This is a genomic window from Streptomyces purpurascens, assembly GCF_045040895.1.
GTDB lineage: Bacteria > Actinomycetota > Actinomycetes > Streptomycetales > Streptomycetaceae > Streptomyces > Streptomyces purpurascens.
On sequence record NZ_CP108341.1, the window covers coordinates 7,291,038 to 7,306,876 of the forward strand.

Here is a 15,839-nt window from a genome sequence, read left to right on the forward strand (position 1 = left end):
GTCCCGGTTCTTGTGCGTCACCGTCGGGTTCTGGCCATCCGTCCGTCAGTGTCGCATTCGCACAGGTGGGACCGTGTGCGCGGTGCCTTGACGAGGCAGGCCGCCTTCACGACCATGACGTGGCCCGTCCGAGCTGTGCAAAGGGGCTGATGCCGTGACGTCGGTGACCGAGGTGAGGAGACCGGCCGATCCGGCGCCGGGCCGGGCTCGGCCCCGCCGGGCCGTGGACCACGGCGCCTGGTTCCTGGTGCTGCCCGCCCTGATCCCCATCCTCGTCCTCAGCGTCGGCCCGCTGCTGTACGGGATCCTGCTGGCCTTCACCGACGCCCAGTCGGGCCGCACCGAGCCCACGCAGTGGATCGGCGGCCTCAACTTCCGGGACCTGCTGCACGACACGCTGTTCTGGGAGTCGTTCCGGATCGGGCTGGTGTGGGCGGTCGGGGTGACCGTGCCGCAGTTCCTGCTCGCGCTGGGCCTCGCCCTGCTGCTCAACCAGGAGCTGCGGCTGCGCTGGCTGGCCCGTGCCCTGGCGATCATCCCGTGGGCCATGCCCGAGGTCGTCGTCGGCATCATGTGGCGGCTCGTCTACAACCCGGACGCGGGCATCCTCAACGAGACCCTGCGCGATATCGGCCTGGGCGGCGGCCGCGACTGGCTCAGCGGGCTGGCCACCGCGCTGCCCGCCGTGATCCTCGTCGGCGTCTGGGCGGGCATGCCCCAGACGACGGTGGCGCTGCTCGCCGGGCTCCAGAACACCCCGCGCGAACTGCACGAGGCGGCGGCGGTCGACGGGGCAGGCGCCTGGCGCCGCTTCCGCACGGTCACCTGGCCCGCCCTCAGGCCCATCGCCCTCGCCATCACCGCGCTCAACCTGATCTGGAACTTCAACTCCTTCGCCCTGGTCTACGTGCTCACCAACGGCGGCCCCGGCGGCCGGACCCGACTGCCCATGCTCTTCGCCTACGAAGAGGCCTTCCGCTACGGGCAGTTCGGCTACGCGGCGGCCATGGGCTGCGTGATGGTGGCCGTGATCTCGATCGCCCTGGCCGTGTTCCTCGCCGGCCGCCTCAGGGGAGGTGACGACGCGTGAGGACCTCCGCACCGGCCCGCGTCGGCCAGTACACCGCGCTGTTCGCCTACCTCGTCTTCCTCGCCTTCCCGTTCCTCTGGCTGGTCTCCACGGCGTTCAAGCCGCCGCGCGAGCTGGGCAGTCTGCATCCGACGTGGATCCCGAAGGACCCCACCCTCGCCAACTTCCGGCAGGCCTTCGACGAACAGCCGCTGCTGCACGCCGCCCTCAACTCCCTCGTCGCCGCGCTCACGGCGGCGGTCATCGCCGTGCTGATCGCGACGCCGATGGCCTACGTCGTCGCCCGGCGGCGCACCCGGCTGGCGAAGGCGGTGACGGGCTGGGTGGTGGTCAGCCAGGCGTTCCCGTTCGTGCTGGTGATCATCCCGCTGTTCCTGGTGCTGAAGAACCTCCGAATGATCAACTCCGTGCCGGGTCTTGTGCTGGTGTACGTGGTGTGGGCGCTGCCCTTCGCGCTGTGGATGCTCGCCGGGTATGTGCGGGCCGTGCCGCCCGAGCTGGAGGAGGCCGCCGCGATCGACGGGGCCGGCCGGGTGCGGACGCTGGTGTCGGTGACGGCGCCGCTGCTCGCGCCGGGCATCGTGGCGACGGGCCTGTTCGCGTTCATCACCGCGTGGAACGAGTTCTTCTTCGCGCTGGTGCTGCTCAAGACACCGGAGAAGCAGACCCTGCCGGTGGTGCTCACCCACTTCATCGGGGCCGAGGGCGTCGCCGACCTCGGCCCGCTCGCGGCGGCCGCGTTCCTCGCGACGCTGCCCTCGCTGGTCGTCTTCGCGATCATCCAGCGGCGGATCACGGGCGGCATGCTCACCGGGGCGGTGAAGAGCTGATGCGCGCCCGTCTGCTGGCCGTGGTTCTCCTGCTGCTCCTCGCCGGCTGCTCCTCCGGCGGCACCCGCGACGACGGCCGGATCACTCTGCGCTTCCAGTCCCTGGCCTGGCAGGAGGAGTCCGTCGAGGCCAGCAAGGCGCTGGTGAAGGAGTGGAACGCCACCCACCCGGACGTCCGGGTCGAGTACGTCCAGGGCTCCTGGGACAGCGTCCACGACCAGCTCCTCACCGCCTTCGAGGGCGGCGAGGCTCCCGACATCATCCACGACGCCTCCGACGACCTGGCGGACTTCGCCTACGGCGGCTACCTGGCCGATCTCACCGACCTGCTGCCCGCGCGACTGAAGTCGGACATCCCGCGGCGCAGTTGGGAGACGACGACCTTCGGGGACGGTGTCTACGGCGTGCCGTTCCTCCAGGAACCGCGCGTGCTGATCGCCAACGCGAAGTGGCTCCGGCGGTCCGGGGTGCGGATCCCGACCCCGGAGAAGCCGTGGAGCTGGGCCGAGTTCCGCCGGATCACCGAACGCCTCAGCGGCCAGGGGAAGTACGGCATCGCCTGGCCCCTGAAGGAGCCCGTCTCCGCCACGCTCAACCTCTCCCTGTCGGCGGGCGGACAACTCTTCCACCGCGGGGCGGACGGCAAGGTGACGGTCCGGTTCGGGACGGCCGACCAGGTGGTGCCGCGCACCGTCCACGAACAGGTCGGCACCGACCGCAGCGCCTCGCCCACCACCCTGGGCAGCGGGGGCTCCGACACCCTGCCCGGCTTCTTCGGCGGCAGATACGCGATGGTCCCGCTCGGCTTCTCCTACCGTCAGCAGATCGTGCAGCAGGCGCCGAAGGGCTTCGACTGGCAGGTGCTGCCCGCCCCCGCCGGCGCCGGAGGGCTCACCCAGGGCGTCAGCCCGCAGACCCTTTCCGTCGCCGAGGACTGCCCGCACAAGAAGGAGGCCGCCGCCTTCATCGACTTCCTCCTCAGACCGCCGAACATGGTCCGCCTCGCGCTCGGCGACTGGATGCTGCCCACCGGCACCCAGGCGCTGGCCGACCCGGCCCTGCGCACGGCCGAACACGGCTGGGCCACCGGCACCGCCCTCGCCGGGCATCTTCGCCCGGCACCCGCGCAGACGGTGCGGGGCTACCCCGAGTGGAAGGACAAGGTGGCGACCCCGGCCCTGCAGGAGTACTACAGCGGAGCCATCGGACTCGGAGCGCTGCGCGAACGGCTGGAGGAGGACGGCAACCTGGTGCTGGCGCGCTATCAGCGCTGACGGCGTCGCCGGTCCGGCTCCGTTCAAGGCACGGCGGGTCCCGTGAGGTACCGGCCCTCCTCGCTGTACGGCCAGACATTGGGCGCGCAGCCGCGCATGCCCTTGATCTGCTGCATCATCGCGGGGGCCGGCTTGCCGGGGCCGGGGCAGCCGACGTGGCCGTGGCCGAGGAAGTGGCCGACCTCGTGGTTGATGATGAGGGCCCGGTAGGCCTTGACGTCCTTGGCGTAGACGGGAGTTGCCAGGAGCCAGCGTTTGAGGTTGACCATCACGTTCTTGGCGACGTTGCAGTTGACCTCGCCGCCGGTGTCCAGGCCGTACTGGCCGCAGATCTTGTCCACGGTCCCGGCGGTGGCGACCTTCACGACGAAGTCGGTGGGCCCGCTCGACACCCGCCGGAACGCCGAACGGCCGTCCGCCGTCCAGCCGCGCCGGTCGGCCAGGACGTTTTCCACCTGCTCGGCGACGTCCGGGGCGGACAGGTCGATGCCGTCCTCGACATCGACCCGGTAGCGCAGGGTCGTGCCCCGCCCCACCTTGGGGCCCGAGCCGGGGGCGACGGTGAAGGTGCCGGGGCCGGTGGCCGGGATCTCCGGCCGTGCGGAGGGCGAGGGGGAGAGGGAGGGCGAGGGGGAGACGGAGGGGGAGGACGGGTCCGACGGGGTGAGGGGCCTGGCCGGGGCGGTGGTGGCGGGGGAGTCCGGCGCGGGCTCGGTCCCCGGGCCGGAGCCGGGCTCGGCCGCCGTTCCTCCGGGCTTCGCCGACGTCCATTCCACCGCCGCCAGGCCGGCGGCCCCGAGCAGCACCAGCGCGGACAGGCCCGCTAACAGCGGGCCTTTCCGGCCGCGCCGCCCGGCGGAGTGCGCAGGGCGGCCGTTCCTGCGGCGGCTGCGGGAGGGAGGTACGGAGTGCGCGGTCATGGTTGTTCAGATTGCGAGGGTCATGTGATCGAACCTGGCGCGAATGATAACGGAAAGATAACGAAGAACTGCCGGAGAGCCTGTGTGATCATCCGGTAACAGGAGCCCGTCGGTGTGCGGGCCTGCGGATACTGAGCCCATGCCACGAGTTCTGCTGATCGAAGACGACCGCGCCGTCCGTGAAGGAGTCGCCCTCGCCCTGCGCCGCCAGGGGCACGACGTCGCCGCCGCCGAGACCGGGGAGGAGGGGCTGGAGCGGCTGCGGTCCTTCCGGCCGGACGTCGTGGTGCTCGACCTGATGCTGCCCGGCATGCCGGGCCTGGATGTGTGCCGCGCCATGCGTGCCCTGGACCAGACGCTGCCGATCCTCATGGCGACCGCGCGCGGCGACGACGTGGACATCGTCGTAGGACTGGAGGCCGGAGCCGACGACTACGTCGTCAAGCCCGTGCAGGCCCGGGTCCTCGAGGCGCGCATCCGGGCCGTCCTGCGCCGGGCGACGGCCGTGGCGGCGGCCGACGGAGGCATACCGAAGATCGACACATACGGTGAGCTGGCCGTCGACCGCGCCGGGCACTCGGTCACCTGGCAGGGCACCCCGGTCCCGCTCGCCCCGTCCGAACTGCGGCTGCTGCTGACGCTGTCCGCCGCACCCGGCCAGGTGTTCAGCCGGCAGCAACTCCTCGAAGCGGTCTGGGAACACAGCTACCACGGCGACGCGCGCCTGGTGGACGCCTGCGTCCGACGGCTGCGGGCCAAGATGGGCGAGCCCTCGCGCGAGCCGCGCTACATCCAGACCGTGCGCGGCTTCGGCTACCGGTTCGTGTCCCCGTGAGGAACCTCGCCGCGAGGAACGCCCTGCTCCCCCGCCTGCGTGGCCTGTTCCCCCGCCCGCGCGGGCTGCGCACGCGCCTGGTGGTGGCGTTCGCGCTCGTCGCCGCGCTCACCGCGGCGACCACCGGCGCCCTGAGTTTCCGGGAGGCGCGCACGGGTGTGCTCCAGCAGAGCCAGGACACCGTGATCAAGCTGCTGCGCACCCAGGTCGACCGGCTCGCCCCGCAGCTCTCCTTCCCCCCGGGCGAGGCCGAACTGCGGCGCTTCGCCGCTGATGTGGCCCGCGCCGAGCCGTCCGGGAACTGGCGGGTGCTGGTCGCCTACGAGGGGCTGAGCGCCACCTCCCTCCCCGACGACTCGTTCGACGAGCTGACGCCCGGTCTGCGCGAGGCCGTGGACACCAGTCCGGCCACCGTCTTCCAGCGGGTGAACACCGGTGACCACACCTCACTCGTCGTCGGCATGTCGGTCACCTTCGCCGGTGAGGAGAACCGCGGGATCGCCTCGGGGGTCCAGGTCTTCCTCACGGTGCCGCAGGCCACCGAACAGCGGTACGTGGACGCCCTGGTCACCGCCGTGGAGCGGGCCACCGTGCCCGCGCTGGGTGTCGCCGTGCTGCTCGCGCTGCTCGCCGCGCGCGGGGTGCTGCGGCCGGTGCGCGCACTGCGGCACGCCACCCGCAGCATCGCCGAAGGGCGGCTGGACACCCGGCTCGCGGTCAACGGCTCCGACGAACTCGCCGATCTGTCCCACACGTTCAACGAGACGGCCGCGGCCCTGGAGGAGTCGGTGGCCGAACTGCGCGGCATGGAGGCCCGGGCCCGCCGGTTCGCCGCGGACGTCTCGCACGAACTGCGCACCCCGTTGGCCGCCATGGCGGCGGTCACCGACGTCCTCGACGAGGACGCCGCCCGTCTCGATCCGGACACCGCCACCGCGGTCCGGCTGATCAGCGAGGAGACCGTGAAGCTGGCCCGTCTCGTGGACGACCTGATGGAGATCTCCCGCTTCGACGCGGGCGCCGCGGTGCTGCACCTGGACGAGATCGACCTCGCCGAGTCGCTGCGCCGCACCCTCGCCGACCGGGCCTGGGCCGGCCTGGTGGACGCCGACCTGCCGCCGCCGGACGCCGTACGCGGCCGCGTCGACCCGCGCCGGCTCGACGTCGTGGTGGCGAACCTGGTCGGCAACGCGCTCCGGCACGGAGCCCGGCCGGTCCGTCTGCGCCTGCGCGCGGGCGGCGAGCGGTCGGCGGTCATCGAGGTGCTGGACAGCGGTCCCGGCATCCCCGAGGACGTCCTGCCGCACGTCTTCGAGCGCTTCTACAAGTCGGATACCGCCCGCACCCGGACCGAGGGCAGTGGTCTGGGTCTCGCCATCACCGCGGAGAACGTCCGGGTGCACGGCGGCAGCGTCCGGGCGGCCAACCGTCCGGAGGGCGGCGCGGTCTTCACCGTCGAACTCCCGCTGCGGCGGGACGAGCCGGCCCGCGGGGAGCACCTGTGACGGCCCGGCGCCGAGCCGCGCTGCTGGCCGTGCCGGCGCTGTGCGGGCTCGCCTCCTGCGGCATCCCGGCCACCGGCGTGGTGGAGGCGGGCGGTCCCGCCGGCGGGGTCGTGCCGACGGTACGGGTCTACTTCGTGGCGGACGGCAAGCCCGCGCCGGTCCCGCGCAGGGCCGTCACCCCGATCGGCGCGGCGTCGGCCGTGGAGGTGCTGCTGCAAGGGCCCACGGCGGAGGAACAGGCCGCCGGGCTGAAGTCGTTGCTGCCGCTGACGGGGGCGGACCTGCCGACGGCCGTCCCGGCCGATCCGCCGGCCACGGAGACTCCGCGGACGCCGGCCACGGAGGCCCCGCGGGCGGCCGGAGCCGCGGACTTCGCGAAGGTCACCACACGGGGCGATCGCGTGTCCATCGCACTGTCCCTGCCCTCCGCCGGTGCACTGCCCGATCTCGCGGTGACCCAGCTGATCTGCACCGCCGCCGAGGCCGCAGAGGCCGCAAACTCCGGGGACGACCCGGTGACGGTCATGGTCGCGGGCCGGGACGGTCGCCGTCTCGAGGGCACGGCGGCGCGCTGCCCCGCCACGTGATCGACAACGGCGACATAAGAGGTTGCACGAGACGTATCGTCTCGCTTAAGGTCGGCGCATGACCAGTCGCGCGCACATCGCCATGTTCTCCATCGCCGCCCACGGCCATGTGAACCCGAGCCTCGAGGTGATCCGCGAGCTCGTGGCGCGCGGCCACCGGGTGACCTACGCGATCCCGCCGGTCTTCGCGGAGAAGGTCGCGGACACCGGTGCCGAGGTGAAGCCCTGGAACTCCACGCTGCCCTCGCCCGACGACGACCCCGAGGCGTGGGGGAGCACACTGCTGGACAACGTGGAGCCGTTCCTCGACGACGCGATCCAGGCCCTCCCGCAGCTGATCGAGGCCTACGAGGGCGACGAGCCGGACCTCGTCCTGCACGACATCGCCTCCTACCCGGCCCGCGTCCTCGCCCACCGCTGGGGCGTGCCCGCGATCTCCCTGTCACCGGCCATGGTCGCCTGGGAGGGGTACGAGCAGGAGGTCGCCGAGCCGATGTGGGCGGAGCCGAAGAAGACCGAGCGCGGGCGCGCCTACTACGCCCGGTTCCAGGCCTGGCTGGAGGAGAACGGCATCACCCGGCACCCCGACCCGTTCGCGGGCCGTCCCGACCGCTCGATCGTCCTGATCCCCAAGGCGCTCCAGCCGAACGCGGACCGCGTCGACGAGACCGTGTACTCCTTCGTGGGAGCCTGCCAGGGCGAGCGCCCCGCCGAGGGCGGCTGGCAGCGGCCGGCCGACGCCGAGAAGGTCGCGCTCGTCTCCCTGGGGTCCGCCTTCACCAAGCGGCCCGGCTTCTACCGGGAGTGCGTCAAGGCGTTCGGCGACCTGCCCGGCTGGCACCTGGTGCTGTCGATCGGCAAGCACGTCGACCCGGCCGACCTCGGGGACGTCCCCGCGAACGTCGAGGTGCGCTCCTGGGTGCCGCAGCTGGCGATCCTGAAGCAGGCCGACCTGTTCGTGACGCACGCCGGCGCGGGCGGCAGTCAGGAGGGCCTGGCCACCGCCACGCCGATGATCGCCGTACCGCAGGCCGTGGACCAGTTCGGCAACGCGGAGATGCTCCGGAACCTCGGCGTCGCCCGGTACCTCGCCACGGAGGAGGCGACCGGCGAGGCCCTGCGTGAAGCGGCCCTCGCCCTCGTCGACGACCCCGAGGTCGCCCACCGCCTGAAGATCCAGGCGGAGCTGCTCCGGGAGGGCGGCACACACCGCGCGGCCGACCTCATCGAGGCCGAACTGCCCGCGTCTCGGGGCTAGTCGGGGCGTTCCTCCCGCGCCGGGCCGTCACACCGCGACGGCCTGGCGGGTGAGGGTCTGGCGGGCCTGGTCGAGCGTGGCGTCCATGCGTGCCGCCTGCCCCTTGGTGAACATGAACATCGCGGCGTCGTCGGTGTAGTCCATGTAGTTCATGAACATGTCGCCGTTCGGCCCGTTGCCGCACGTCACACGGGGGAAGTCGGGTGAACCCAGGTTCGGCCCGGCCTGGTTGGGGGTGTCCGACACGAAGTCGCTGCCGCTGCACCCCTCGTCGTCGTCGCCCCAGATGTGCCGCAGGTTCAGCCAGTGCCCGATCTCGTGCACGGCCGTGCGGCCGCCGTCGAACGGAGCCTTGGCGGTGCCCGTGGTCCCGACCGCGGTGTACGTGAGGACCACCCCGTCCGTGGAGGCGGCACCGCCTGGGAACTGGGCGTAGCCCAGCAGCCCGCGGCGCAGCCGGCAGACCCAGACGTTCAGATAGATGTCCGCGGGCCAGGCGTCCCGGCCCCCGCTCAGGCTGAACTTGACCAGGTCGTCCGTGCCCCAGTCCGGGGTCGAGGACTCGGTGCGTGTGATGCCGCTGGTGGGGCGGCCCAGCGGGTCGGTCCGGGCGAGGTGGAACTGCAGGCGCACATCGGCCACGAGGTCCTGCCAGGCCGCCGGAACCTTGTTGACGTCCGGGTTGCCGGCCCGGAAGTCCTGGTTGAGCACCTCGATCTGACTCTGGATCTGGGCGTCGCTCACGTTCTGCTCGGGGGTGCTGTGCACGACGTGCACGACGACGGGGATGTCGACGAGGCTCTGCCGGCCGGTGACCTGCTCCAGCTGCTCGTAGGTGAACGCGGTGTTCTCGATCAGGGCCCGGTTCTCGGCGTACTCCGGGTTCAGGTCGAGGAGTCTGCGGTCTACCTCCATGGCGCCGCACCAGCGGCTGTAGTCGCCGGAGGTGACGCGGAGGTAGGACTGGGCGTCGGACATGACTGCCCCTCGGGTAGCTGAGGGTGTGCCGCGCACGCGGCTGCCGAAGTGCGTGGGCTGCGAGTGCGCGGGCTGCGGTAGTGCGCGTCTGACACGCGCTGCGAGGGCCGAGCGGCGACGCCGGGCGGAGCGGTCGGTTGCCCGTTCCCTCCGAACCCATACACTGATAATCCTAGTCACTTAGGTGTAAAACCGGCAATATGAACGGCTTTGGGCGAGTGAGGTGGCCGGGTCATGAGAGAGCCCTCGTCGGACCTGTTCCGTTCCTGGATCCATTCCTACGAGGAGGACCACGAGGACGTGCGGGTGTACCGGCCCGACGACTACCCCTTCCCGCCTGCGCGCGGGCGCCGCGGCATGGAGTTCGCGCCCGACGGCACCTTCGTCGACCACCCGCTGGGACGCGGTGACGCTCCCGCCGCCGTGCCCGGTCGCTGGCGGCTCGTGGCGGACCGTCATATCGCGCTCACCTTCGACGGTGCCCGCCCGGACCGGGAGCTGGAGATCGTGCGCTGCGATGCGAGCGTGCTGCACGTGCGCCGACTCACGAACTGAGAGGGCCTGTTGGTTGCCCCGGCAACCAACAGGCCCTTCGAGCGGCGGCGGGGATCAGACCTTGAGGGGCTCGCCCTCGTCGTCCCGCGCCGCCGGTCCGGCGACGACCGCCCGCGGCGCCTCGTCGTGCGTGAGGTCCGGCAGCCGGTGCAGCCACTTCGGCAGATACCAGTTGCGCTCTCCGAGCAGCGCCATGACCGCCGGCAGCAGCACACCCCGGATGATCGTCGCGTCGATGAGCACCGCGGCCGCGAGCCCCACGCCCATCTGCTTCATGGACTGCATGGACAGCGTCCCGAAGATCGCGAACACGGCGACCATGATGACCGCGGCACTGGTGACGACCCCGGCCGTGGTGACCACGCCGTGCCGGATCGCGTCCTTCGTCGCCAGACCCCGCAGCCGCGCCTCCCGTATCCGGGAGACCACGAACACGTGGTAGTCCATCGACAGGCCGAACAGGATCACGAAGAGGAACAGCGGCAGCCAGGTGATGATCGCGCCGACGCCCTCCGCGCCCACCAGGGACGCGCCCCAGCCGTGCTGGAAGACCGCGACGAGGATGCCGTACGCCGCACCCACCGACAGCAGGTTCAGCACGATCGACGTGAGCGCGATCGTCAGCGAGCGGAACGACAGCAGCATCAGCAGGAAGGCGAAGACCACGACGAACGCGAAGACCGGGATGACGGCTCCGGCCAGCTGGTCGTTGAAGTCCTTCGACCCCGCGATCTGTCCGGTGATCGGCGCCTCGACCCCGTCGACCTTGCCGAGCGTGGCCGGGCGCACCTCGTCACGCAGCTTGTCCAGGCTCTCGCCCGCCCTGTCCTGGTCGGAGCCGCCGACCAGCGGGACGTAGACGAAGGCGACGTTCTGTGAGTCGTGCAGCTTGATCTCCACCGGGCCGCGCGAGGCGCCCGAACTGATCGCCCGGTCACGGAAGTCGGCGAGTGCGGACTTCACCTCCGGCGCGTTGATGTCGTCGGCCCTGACGACCACCTCGGCCGGCTCCGAGCCGCCCGGGAACGCGTCGTTGAGCCGGTTGTACGTCTGCACGATCGGCAGCGAGTCGCCGAACTCCTGGTCCAGCGTGAACTGCTGCGTCTTCATGCCGAGCGCGGGAGCCGTGATGGCCAGCAGCGCTCCGGCCGCCACCGCCACGGAGATCACGGGCCGGGCGAGCACGCGCCGCAGTACGGCCGTCCAGAACCGGCTGTCCTGGCTGCCGCCCGCCTTGCGCCGGCGCAGGAAGGGAATGCGGCCCTTCTCCACGCGCCCGCCCAGCAGCGACAGCAGCGCGGGCAGCACCGTCACGGACCCCACCATGGCCACGGCCACCACCATCAGCGAGGCCAGGCCCATCGCCTCGAACTCGGCGAGCCCGGTGAACAGCATGCCAGCCATGGCCACGCAGACCGTGACACCGGAGACGACGATCGCGCGGCCACTGGTCGCGGCGGCGATCCTGAGGGCCGTTTGCGCGTCATGGCCGGCCTCACGCTCCTCGCGCTCCCGGCGCAGATAGAACAGGCAGTAGTCGACGCCGACCGCCATGCCGACCAGCAGCATCACGGAGTTGGCGGTGTCGCTCATCGGCTGGAGGTGGCTGACGATGCCCATCAGGCCCATCGTCGCCATGATCGCGGTGACCGCCAGCGCCACCGGCAGCAGGGCCGCCACCAGCGCCCCGAAGGCGATGAGCAGAATGCCGAGGGCCACCGGCACCGCGGAGTACTCGGCCTTCTTGAAGTCGTCCCCGAACGCGTCGTCGAACGTCTTCATCATGCTGGCGCCGCCGATCTCCTCGATCCGCAGCGACGCGTGGTCCTTCTGGACGCCCTCGACGGCCTTCAGCACCGGCTCGACCCGCTCGCCCGCCGTGTCCGACTCGCCGCGCATGTCGAACTGCACGAGCGCGCTGCGCCCGTCCTTCGAGATCGTCTTCGTGTCGTACGGCGAGGTCACGTCGGTTACCTTGCCGGTCCCCTCGACGGCCTCGACCACGGCGGTCACGGCGCTCCTGAACTCGGCGTCCGTGGCCTTGAGACCACCACCCCTGGTCTGGATCAGGACGCTCTCACCTGCCGGCTCGTCGATCCCGGCGTCCTCGATGATCCGCGCGGCGGTGTGCGTCTCCCCCTTCAGCTGGTCGCTGTCCTTGACGTCGACCCGGCCCGCCGCCGAACCGAGCCCCATCGCCAGGACGACGAACAGCACCCAGATGCCGACGGCGGCCCATCGGTGCCGGGCGCTCCAGCCGCCGGCCCGGGCCGCCAGGCCCCGCACCCGCGCTTCTCCGTTCCCCATGACGGGCTCGCCCCCTCGTGCAGCGGTGGCGGCCCCCTGCCGCCCCCTTTCGTTTCGAAGGTATGGGCCGGATAAAACCATCTCGTCGTGCTGCCCGGTGAGGTGGCGGGGCCGGAACTCATCCCCATGGACCTCGACGTCTCCGCACTGGGGAGGACCGCGAGGGACCGTGGCCCCTTACACATACTGTGTGGATCCTGAGCAGATGGTTGTGCCCCGCGGTGACCGATGAGTAATTTACGGGGCCGGGCAGCCGCCCGGCGGCGGCCCTCGTGCCCACCCCCACGGGGCACGACGGCCGCCCTAAGGTGTGCGGATGACGACGACGTATGCGGCACTCTTGCGCGGAATCAACGTGGGCGGCAGCCGAAAGGTCCCGATGGCGGACCTGCGCACGCTCCTGGAAGGCCTCGGCTACGAGGGCGTACGCACGTATCTGCAGAGCGGCCAGGCGGTGTTCACATCCGGCCACGGTGACGCCGAGTCGTCGGCGGCCGAGATCACGCACGCCATCGAGAAGCACTTCGGCTTCGGCGTCGACGTGATCGTGCGCGACCACGCCTATCTGAAGGCGATCGCCGACGCCTGCCCCTTCCCGGCCGCCGAGCTGGAGGCCAAGCAACTCCACGTCACCTACTTCTCCGCGCCCGTGGCCCCCGACCGCTTCGCTGAGATCGACCAGGCCGCCTACCTCCCCGAGGAATTCCGCCTCGGCGACCGCGCCCTGTACCTGTACGCCCCGAACGGCCTCGGCCGCTCCAAGCTGGCCGAACACCTGTCCAAGCCGCGGATCAACAAGGGCGTGATCGCCACGACCCGCAACTGGAACACCGTGGTCAAGCTGGTGGAGATGACCAGTGCCTGAGCACGACCCCGCCGTCGAGTCCGCCATCGATCGCGAACTGGCCCTGCTCACCCCGGAGGTCCGCCGCTCGCCCGAGCGGGTCGGGGCGCTGCTCCACCCCGACTTCCATGAGTTCGGCGCCTCCGGACGGCACTGGGACCGGGCCGCCATCATCGCCTCCCTGGCCGAGACCACCGACTCGGACTCCCGGCCCGTCGCCGCTTCCGGGATGCGGGGCGTGCAGCTGGCCCCCGACCTGGTCCACCTCGTCTACGACACGGAGTACGACGGCAGCTCCGCGCACCGCAGCTCGCTGTGGCGCCGGACGGACAACGGGTGGCTGCTCTACTTCCACCAGGCGACACCGTTCAGCGAGCGGGCAACGTGACCTGGCGGTCGCCGAGGTACGGCGCGTGCGACGTGATCTCGGCCGGCACGGTCATCCGCGGGTCCGCGTAGAGCCGGCGCCAGTCGTCCTCGGAGCGGGCCGCGGCGACCGCGTCGGTTGCGGCGAGGTCGTCCTCGGTGAGGGGTTCCCGGATGGCGAGCTGGGGGTCCCAGCCGTCCCAGGGGAGCAGCTCGACGCCGTTCAGCGCGGCCAGGTCGCGCAGCACGTTGCCGCGTACGAACCACAGGCCCCGGAGCCCCTCGACGGGGCTGAACCCGCAGGTCTGCGGGTCCACCCGCCCTTCACGGCAGGCCCGCCATACGTCCCCGGCCACGAGGAAGCGGTCCCGCGGCACGTCCATCGGATCGAACGGCACGTCGTACTCGTGGTGAACCTGCGCGTCGGCCAGCCGCCACCGGCCGTCCGGCGCGCGGTACTCGGTGACCCAGTGGTCCTCGTACCAGTCGTCGACGAAATACGTGGCGAACCCGCAGCGCAGCCGCGCGGGCGTCCCCGTCGCGCGCAGCAGGGAGCACAGCAGGAGCGAGAAGTCCCGGCACGTGCCCACGAACCGTCCGTCGGGCGAGCGCCGTTCGGTGAGCGGGGTGTCCCCGCGTTCCGCCAGGATCTGCAGGATCTTGGTGACGTAGCGGGACTCGGCGTCGTGGTGCAGCCGCTTCTCGGGGACCTCGTATCCGAAGAGCCGGCCCTCGCCACGATGGATGAGCAGGTCCCGCACCGATGCGGCGAGCCGGCGCGGATCGCGGGGCAGTCCGCCGGCGTCCAGGTCGCCGGGGTCGCTGTACGGCGTCTGCCTCAAGTGGTGATCGTCCATGCCGGGACCCTCGGCCCTGCCCCAGGGGCAAGGTCAACGGCCTCGGAACGTTTGGCCGAATCGCCCCCACGCGCCGCGTGGCCTTGGCACCGTAGGGCCATGACGAGCACCGATGATCAGACGACTCCCTCCGGTCGTACGACGGCCGTCCAGGCCATGCGCGGCGCGGCGGCCCAGCTCGCCGAGCTGCTCGGTACGACGCCCGACTCCGTCACCGCGGTCCGCCCGACCCCGGACGGCTGGAGCGCGGACGTGGAGGTCGTGGAGCTGGAGCGGGTTCCCGACACCATGACCATCATGGCGACCTACCGGGTCACCCTCGACCCGCAGGGCCTGCTGCTCGGCTACGAGCGGGTGCGCCGTTACGCCCGCGGCCAGCTCGACCGGCAGCGCTAGGACCGGCCCGTCTCCTCTCAACTCCCTCTCGCGGCAAGTCTTTTGGTGTTCACGTGAACACGCCCGCCACCACCCCCGTACCTACGGGCGGCACGAGAACGGACTCTCGCGAGAGGAATCGCCCACGTGACCGTCATGACGCAGTCCGGCGGGATGCAACCCGCCGCCACCTCCAGCGGTTCGGGTTCGGCCGGACTCTTCGACATCCTCGAACTGATCCTGGACCGCGGACTCGTCATCGACGTGTTCGTCCGGGTCTCCCTGGTCGGCATCGAGATCCTGAAGATCGACATACGGATCGTCATCGCCAGCGTCGACACCTACCTGCGGTTCGCCGAGGCCTGCAACCGCCTCGACCTGGAGGCCGGCCGCAAGGCGCCGGACAAACTCACCGACATCGTCGGCAACCTCGTCGAGAGCGGCGCCCGGGGCAAGACCAGCGGCGCGATCGGCGGGGCCATCGACGCGATCGGGGACATCTTCGACCGCGACGACAAGGACCGCGAGGAGGAGCGGTGAGCGGCGTCTACGTCTACGCCGTCACCCGCTCCGACCACCCCCTGCGGCTCGACGGCCTGCGTACCGTCGGCGGGACCGAGGAGCCCCCGCGGGTGCTCGTCCACGGGCCGCTCGCCGCCGTGGTCAGCGCCGCTCCCCCCGGCCTGCGGCCCAAACGCCGTGACCTCGCCGCCCACCAGGAACTGCAAGAACGCCTGATGGCCGACGGATCGGTTCTCCCCATGCGGTTCGGCCTGCTCGCCCCCGACGACACCGCCGTCAAAACCGCCCTGGAGCACAAGGGCGAGGAGTACGCCCGAAGGCTCGGCGAACTGCACGGCACCGCCGAGTTCAACCTCAAGGCCGCCCGCGACCAGGACGACCTGCTGCGCGAGGTGCTCGACGAGTCCGAGGAGGCCCGCCGGCTCAACCAGCACACCCGCGAGGGCAGCGGCGCCTACGAGGACCGCCTCGCCCTCGGCGAACTCGTGGCCCGGCAGGTCGAGGCACGGCAGCGGCGGCAGGCCGACGAGATCGTCGGGCGGCTGTCCGGGCTGGCCCGGGCCAGCGTCGTGGCCGACCCGTCCAAGGACGACTTCCTCAACGTCTCCTTCCTCGTCGAACGCGCCCGCGCCGACGAGTTCACCGCGGCCGGCCGGGACCTGGCCCACGACTACGGCGACGCCTACGACTTCCGGCTGCGCGGCCCGCTGCCCCCCTACAGCTTCGCCGCCTGACG

The 15,839-nt window shown here is 71.5% G+C and carries 17 protein-coding genes; 13 read left to right on the forward strand and 4 right to left on the reverse strand.

What is annotated here, in order from left to right; all coding sequences use genetic code 11:
• Positions 1-154: 154 nt before the first annotated feature.
• The 3 genes from OHU35_RS33170 to OHU35_RS33180 are packed head-to-tail and all read left to right on the forward strand — an operon-like array spanning position 155 to position 3,194.
• Positions 155-1,090, forward strand: coding sequence for a carbohydrate ABC transporter permease (locus OHU35_RS33170; protein WP_189721541.1), 936 nt, complete (start codon positions 155-157; stop codon positions 1,088-1,090).
• Positions 1,087-1,920, forward strand: a complete 834-nt coding sequence (locus tag OHU35_RS33175) for a carbohydrate ABC transporter permease (protein ID WP_189721540.1) — start codon at positions 1,087-1,089, stop codon at positions 1,918-1,920. Before OHU35_RS33170 ends, OHU35_RS33175 begins: the two co-directional genes overlap by 4 nt.
• On the forward strand, positions 1,920-3,194 hold the full coding sequence (locus OHU35_RS33180; RefSeq protein ID WP_359888406.1) for a sugar ABC transporter substrate-binding protein: 1,275 nt from the start codon (positions 1,920-1,922) through the stop codon (positions 3,192-3,194). Before OHU35_RS33175 ends, OHU35_RS33180 begins: the two co-directional genes overlap by 1 nt.
• A 23-nt stretch (positions 3,195-3,217) precedes the next feature.
• Here the strand turns inward: OHU35_RS33180 and OHU35_RS33185 are convergent, their stop codons facing one another.
• Positions 3,218-4,114 (reverse strand): DUF3152 domain-containing protein, encoded by an 897-nt coding sequence (locus tag OHU35_RS33185; protein ID WP_405507928.1) that lies wholly within the window; start codon positions 4,112-4,114, stop codon positions 3,218-3,220.
• 139 nt (positions 4,115-4,253) lie between these two features.
• Between OHU35_RS33185 and OHU35_RS33190 the strand changes: the two genes are divergently transcribed.
• From OHU35_RS33190 to mgt, 4 genes are all read left to right on the forward strand, one after another.
• Positions 4,254-4,949 (forward strand): response regulator transcription factor, encoded by a 696-nt coding sequence (locus OHU35_RS33190; protein WP_405507929.1) that lies wholly within the window; start codon positions 4,254-4,256, stop codon positions 4,947-4,949.
• An 80-nt stretch (positions 4,950-5,029) separates the two neighbouring features.
• The gene (locus OHU35_RS33195) at positions 5,030-6,454 is read left to right on the forward strand and encodes an ATP-binding protein (protein WP_308400941.1); all 1,425 of its coding nucleotides are present in this window, start codon (positions 5,030-5,032) and stop codon (positions 6,452-6,454) included.
• Entirely contained in the window at positions 6,451-7,041 is a 591-nt protein-coding gene (locus OHU35_RS33200; RefSeq protein ID WP_405507931.1) for a hypothetical protein, read from the forward strand. Before OHU35_RS33195 ends, OHU35_RS33200 begins: the two co-directional genes overlap by 4 nt.
• 58 nt (positions 7,042-7,099) lie before the next feature.
• Entirely contained in the window at positions 7,100-8,299 is a 1,200-nt protein-coding gene (mgt, locus tag OHU35_RS33205; RefSeq protein ID WP_405507932.1) for a macrolide-inactivating glycosyltransferase, read from the forward strand.
• A 27-nt stretch (positions 8,300-8,326) separates the two neighbouring features.
• On the opposite strand, the gene OHU35_RS33210 is transcribed toward mgt, so the two are convergent.
• The gene (locus OHU35_RS33210; protein WP_405507934.1) at positions 8,327-9,277 is read right to left on the reverse strand and encodes a zinc metalloprotease; all 951 of its coding nucleotides are present in this window, start codon (positions 9,275-9,277) and stop codon (positions 8,327-8,329) included.
• A 234-nt stretch (positions 9,278-9,511) separates the two neighbouring features.
• On the opposite strand from OHU35_RS33210, the gene OHU35_RS33215 reads away from it, so the two are divergent.
• Entirely contained in the window at positions 9,512-9,832 is a 321-nt protein-coding gene (locus tag OHU35_RS33215) for a hypothetical protein (protein ID WP_359888391.1), read from the forward strand.
• A gap of 54 nt (positions 9,833-9,886) precedes the next feature.
• Here OHU35_RS33215 and OHU35_RS33220 read toward each other — a convergent pair whose 3' ends face one another.
• Entirely contained in the window at positions 9,887-12,139 is a 2,253-nt protein-coding gene (locus OHU35_RS33220) for an MMPL family transporter (protein WP_405507936.1), read from the reverse strand.
• A gap of 316 nt (positions 12,140-12,455) precedes the next feature.
• On the opposite strand from OHU35_RS33220, the gene OHU35_RS33225 reads away from it, so the two are divergent.
• Together OHU35_RS33225 and OHU35_RS33230 are read left to right on the forward strand one after the other, a co-directional pair.
• Entirely contained in the window at positions 12,456-13,004 is a 549-nt protein-coding gene (locus OHU35_RS33225; RefSeq protein ID WP_405507938.1) for a DUF1697 domain-containing protein, read from the forward strand.
• Complete coding sequence (locus OHU35_RS33230; RefSeq protein WP_189721530.1) at positions 12,997-13,371, forward strand: DUF4440 domain-containing protein; 375 nt, start codon at positions 12,997-12,999, stop codon at positions 13,369-13,371. The genes OHU35_RS33225 and OHU35_RS33230 overlap by 8 nt, the downstream gene beginning before the upstream one ends.
• Here OHU35_RS33230 and OHU35_RS33235 read toward each other — a convergent pair.
• Complete coding sequence (locus tag OHU35_RS33235; protein WP_405507941.1) at positions 13,352-14,206, reverse strand: transglutaminase-like domain-containing protein; 855 nt, start codon at positions 14,204-14,206, stop codon at positions 13,352-13,354. The two genes, OHU35_RS33230 and OHU35_RS33235, sit on opposite strands and share 20 nt — an antisense overlap.
• Before the next feature lie 99 nt (positions 14,207-14,305).
• Here OHU35_RS33235 and OHU35_RS33240 point away from each other — a divergent pair, with 99 nt between their 5' ends.
• The 3 genes from OHU35_RS33240 to OHU35_RS33250 all read left to right on the forward strand — a co-directional run bounded on the left by OHU35_RS33240 (position 14,306) and on the right by OHU35_RS33250 (position 15,837).
• Positions 14,306-14,602, forward strand: coding sequence for a gas vesicle protein (locus OHU35_RS33240; RefSeq protein WP_189721528.1), 297 nt, complete (start codon positions 14,306-14,308; stop codon positions 14,600-14,602).
• Positions 14,603-14,737: 135 nt separating this feature from the next.
• On the forward strand, positions 14,738-15,121 hold the full coding sequence (gene gvpJ, locus OHU35_RS33245; RefSeq protein WP_221298611.1) for a gas vesicle protein GvpJ: 384 nt from the start codon (positions 14,738-14,740) through the stop codon (positions 15,119-15,121).
• Positions 15,118-15,837: a GvpL/GvpF family gas vesicle protein gene (locus OHU35_RS33250; protein ID WP_405507943.1), complete on the forward strand. Its 720-nt coding sequence runs from the start codon at positions 15,118-15,120 to the stop codon at positions 15,835-15,837. The genes gvpJ and OHU35_RS33250 overlap by 4 nt, the downstream gene beginning before the upstream one ends.
• Positions 15,838-15,839 lie beyond the last annotated feature (2 nt).

Excerpts from the sequence above, each read along its gene's own strand:
- OHU35_RS33180 (WP_359888406.1), top strand. The coding sequence starts at position 1,920 with ATGCGCGCCCGTCTGCTGGCCGTGGTTCTCCTGCTGCTCCTCGCCGGC.
- OHU35_RS33185 (WP_405507928.1), bottom strand. The coding sequence starts at position 4,114 with ATGACCGCGCACTCCGTACCTCCCTCCCGCAGCCGCCGCAGGAACGGC.
- OHU35_RS33190 (WP_405507929.1), top strand. The coding sequence starts at position 4,254 with ATGCCACGAGTTCTGCTGATCGAAGACGACCGCGCCGTCCGTGAAGGA.
- mgt (WP_405507932.1), top strand. The coding sequence starts at position 7,100 with ATGACCAGTCGCGCGCACATCGCCATGTTCTCCATCGCCGCCCACGGC.
- OHU35_RS33210 (WP_405507934.1), bottom strand. The coding sequence starts at position 9,277 with ATGTCCGACGCCCAGTCCTACCTCCGCGTCACCTCCGGCGACTACAGC.
- OHU35_RS33215 (WP_359888391.1), top strand. The coding sequence starts at position 9,512 with ATGAGAGAGCCCTCGTCGGACCTGTTCCGTTCCTGGATCCATTCCTAC.
- OHU35_RS33220 (WP_405507936.1), bottom strand. The coding sequence starts at position 12,139 with ATGGGGAACGGAGAAGCGCGGGTGCGGGGCCTGGCGGCCCGGGCCGGC.
- OHU35_RS33225 (WP_405507938.1), top strand. The coding sequence starts at position 12,456 with ATGACGACGACGTATGCGGCACTCTTGCGCGGAATCAACGTGGGCGGC.
- OHU35_RS33235 (WP_405507941.1), bottom strand. The coding sequence starts at position 14,206 with ATGGACGATCACCACTTGAGGCAGACGCCGTACAGCGACCCCGGCGAC.
- OHU35_RS33240 (WP_189721528.1), top strand. The coding sequence starts at position 14,306 with ATGACGAGCACCGATGATCAGACGACTCCCTCCGGTCGTACGACGGCC.
- gvpJ (WP_221298611.1), top strand. The coding sequence starts at position 14,738 with ATGACGCAGTCCGGCGGGATGCAACCCGCCGCCACCTCCAGCGGTTCG.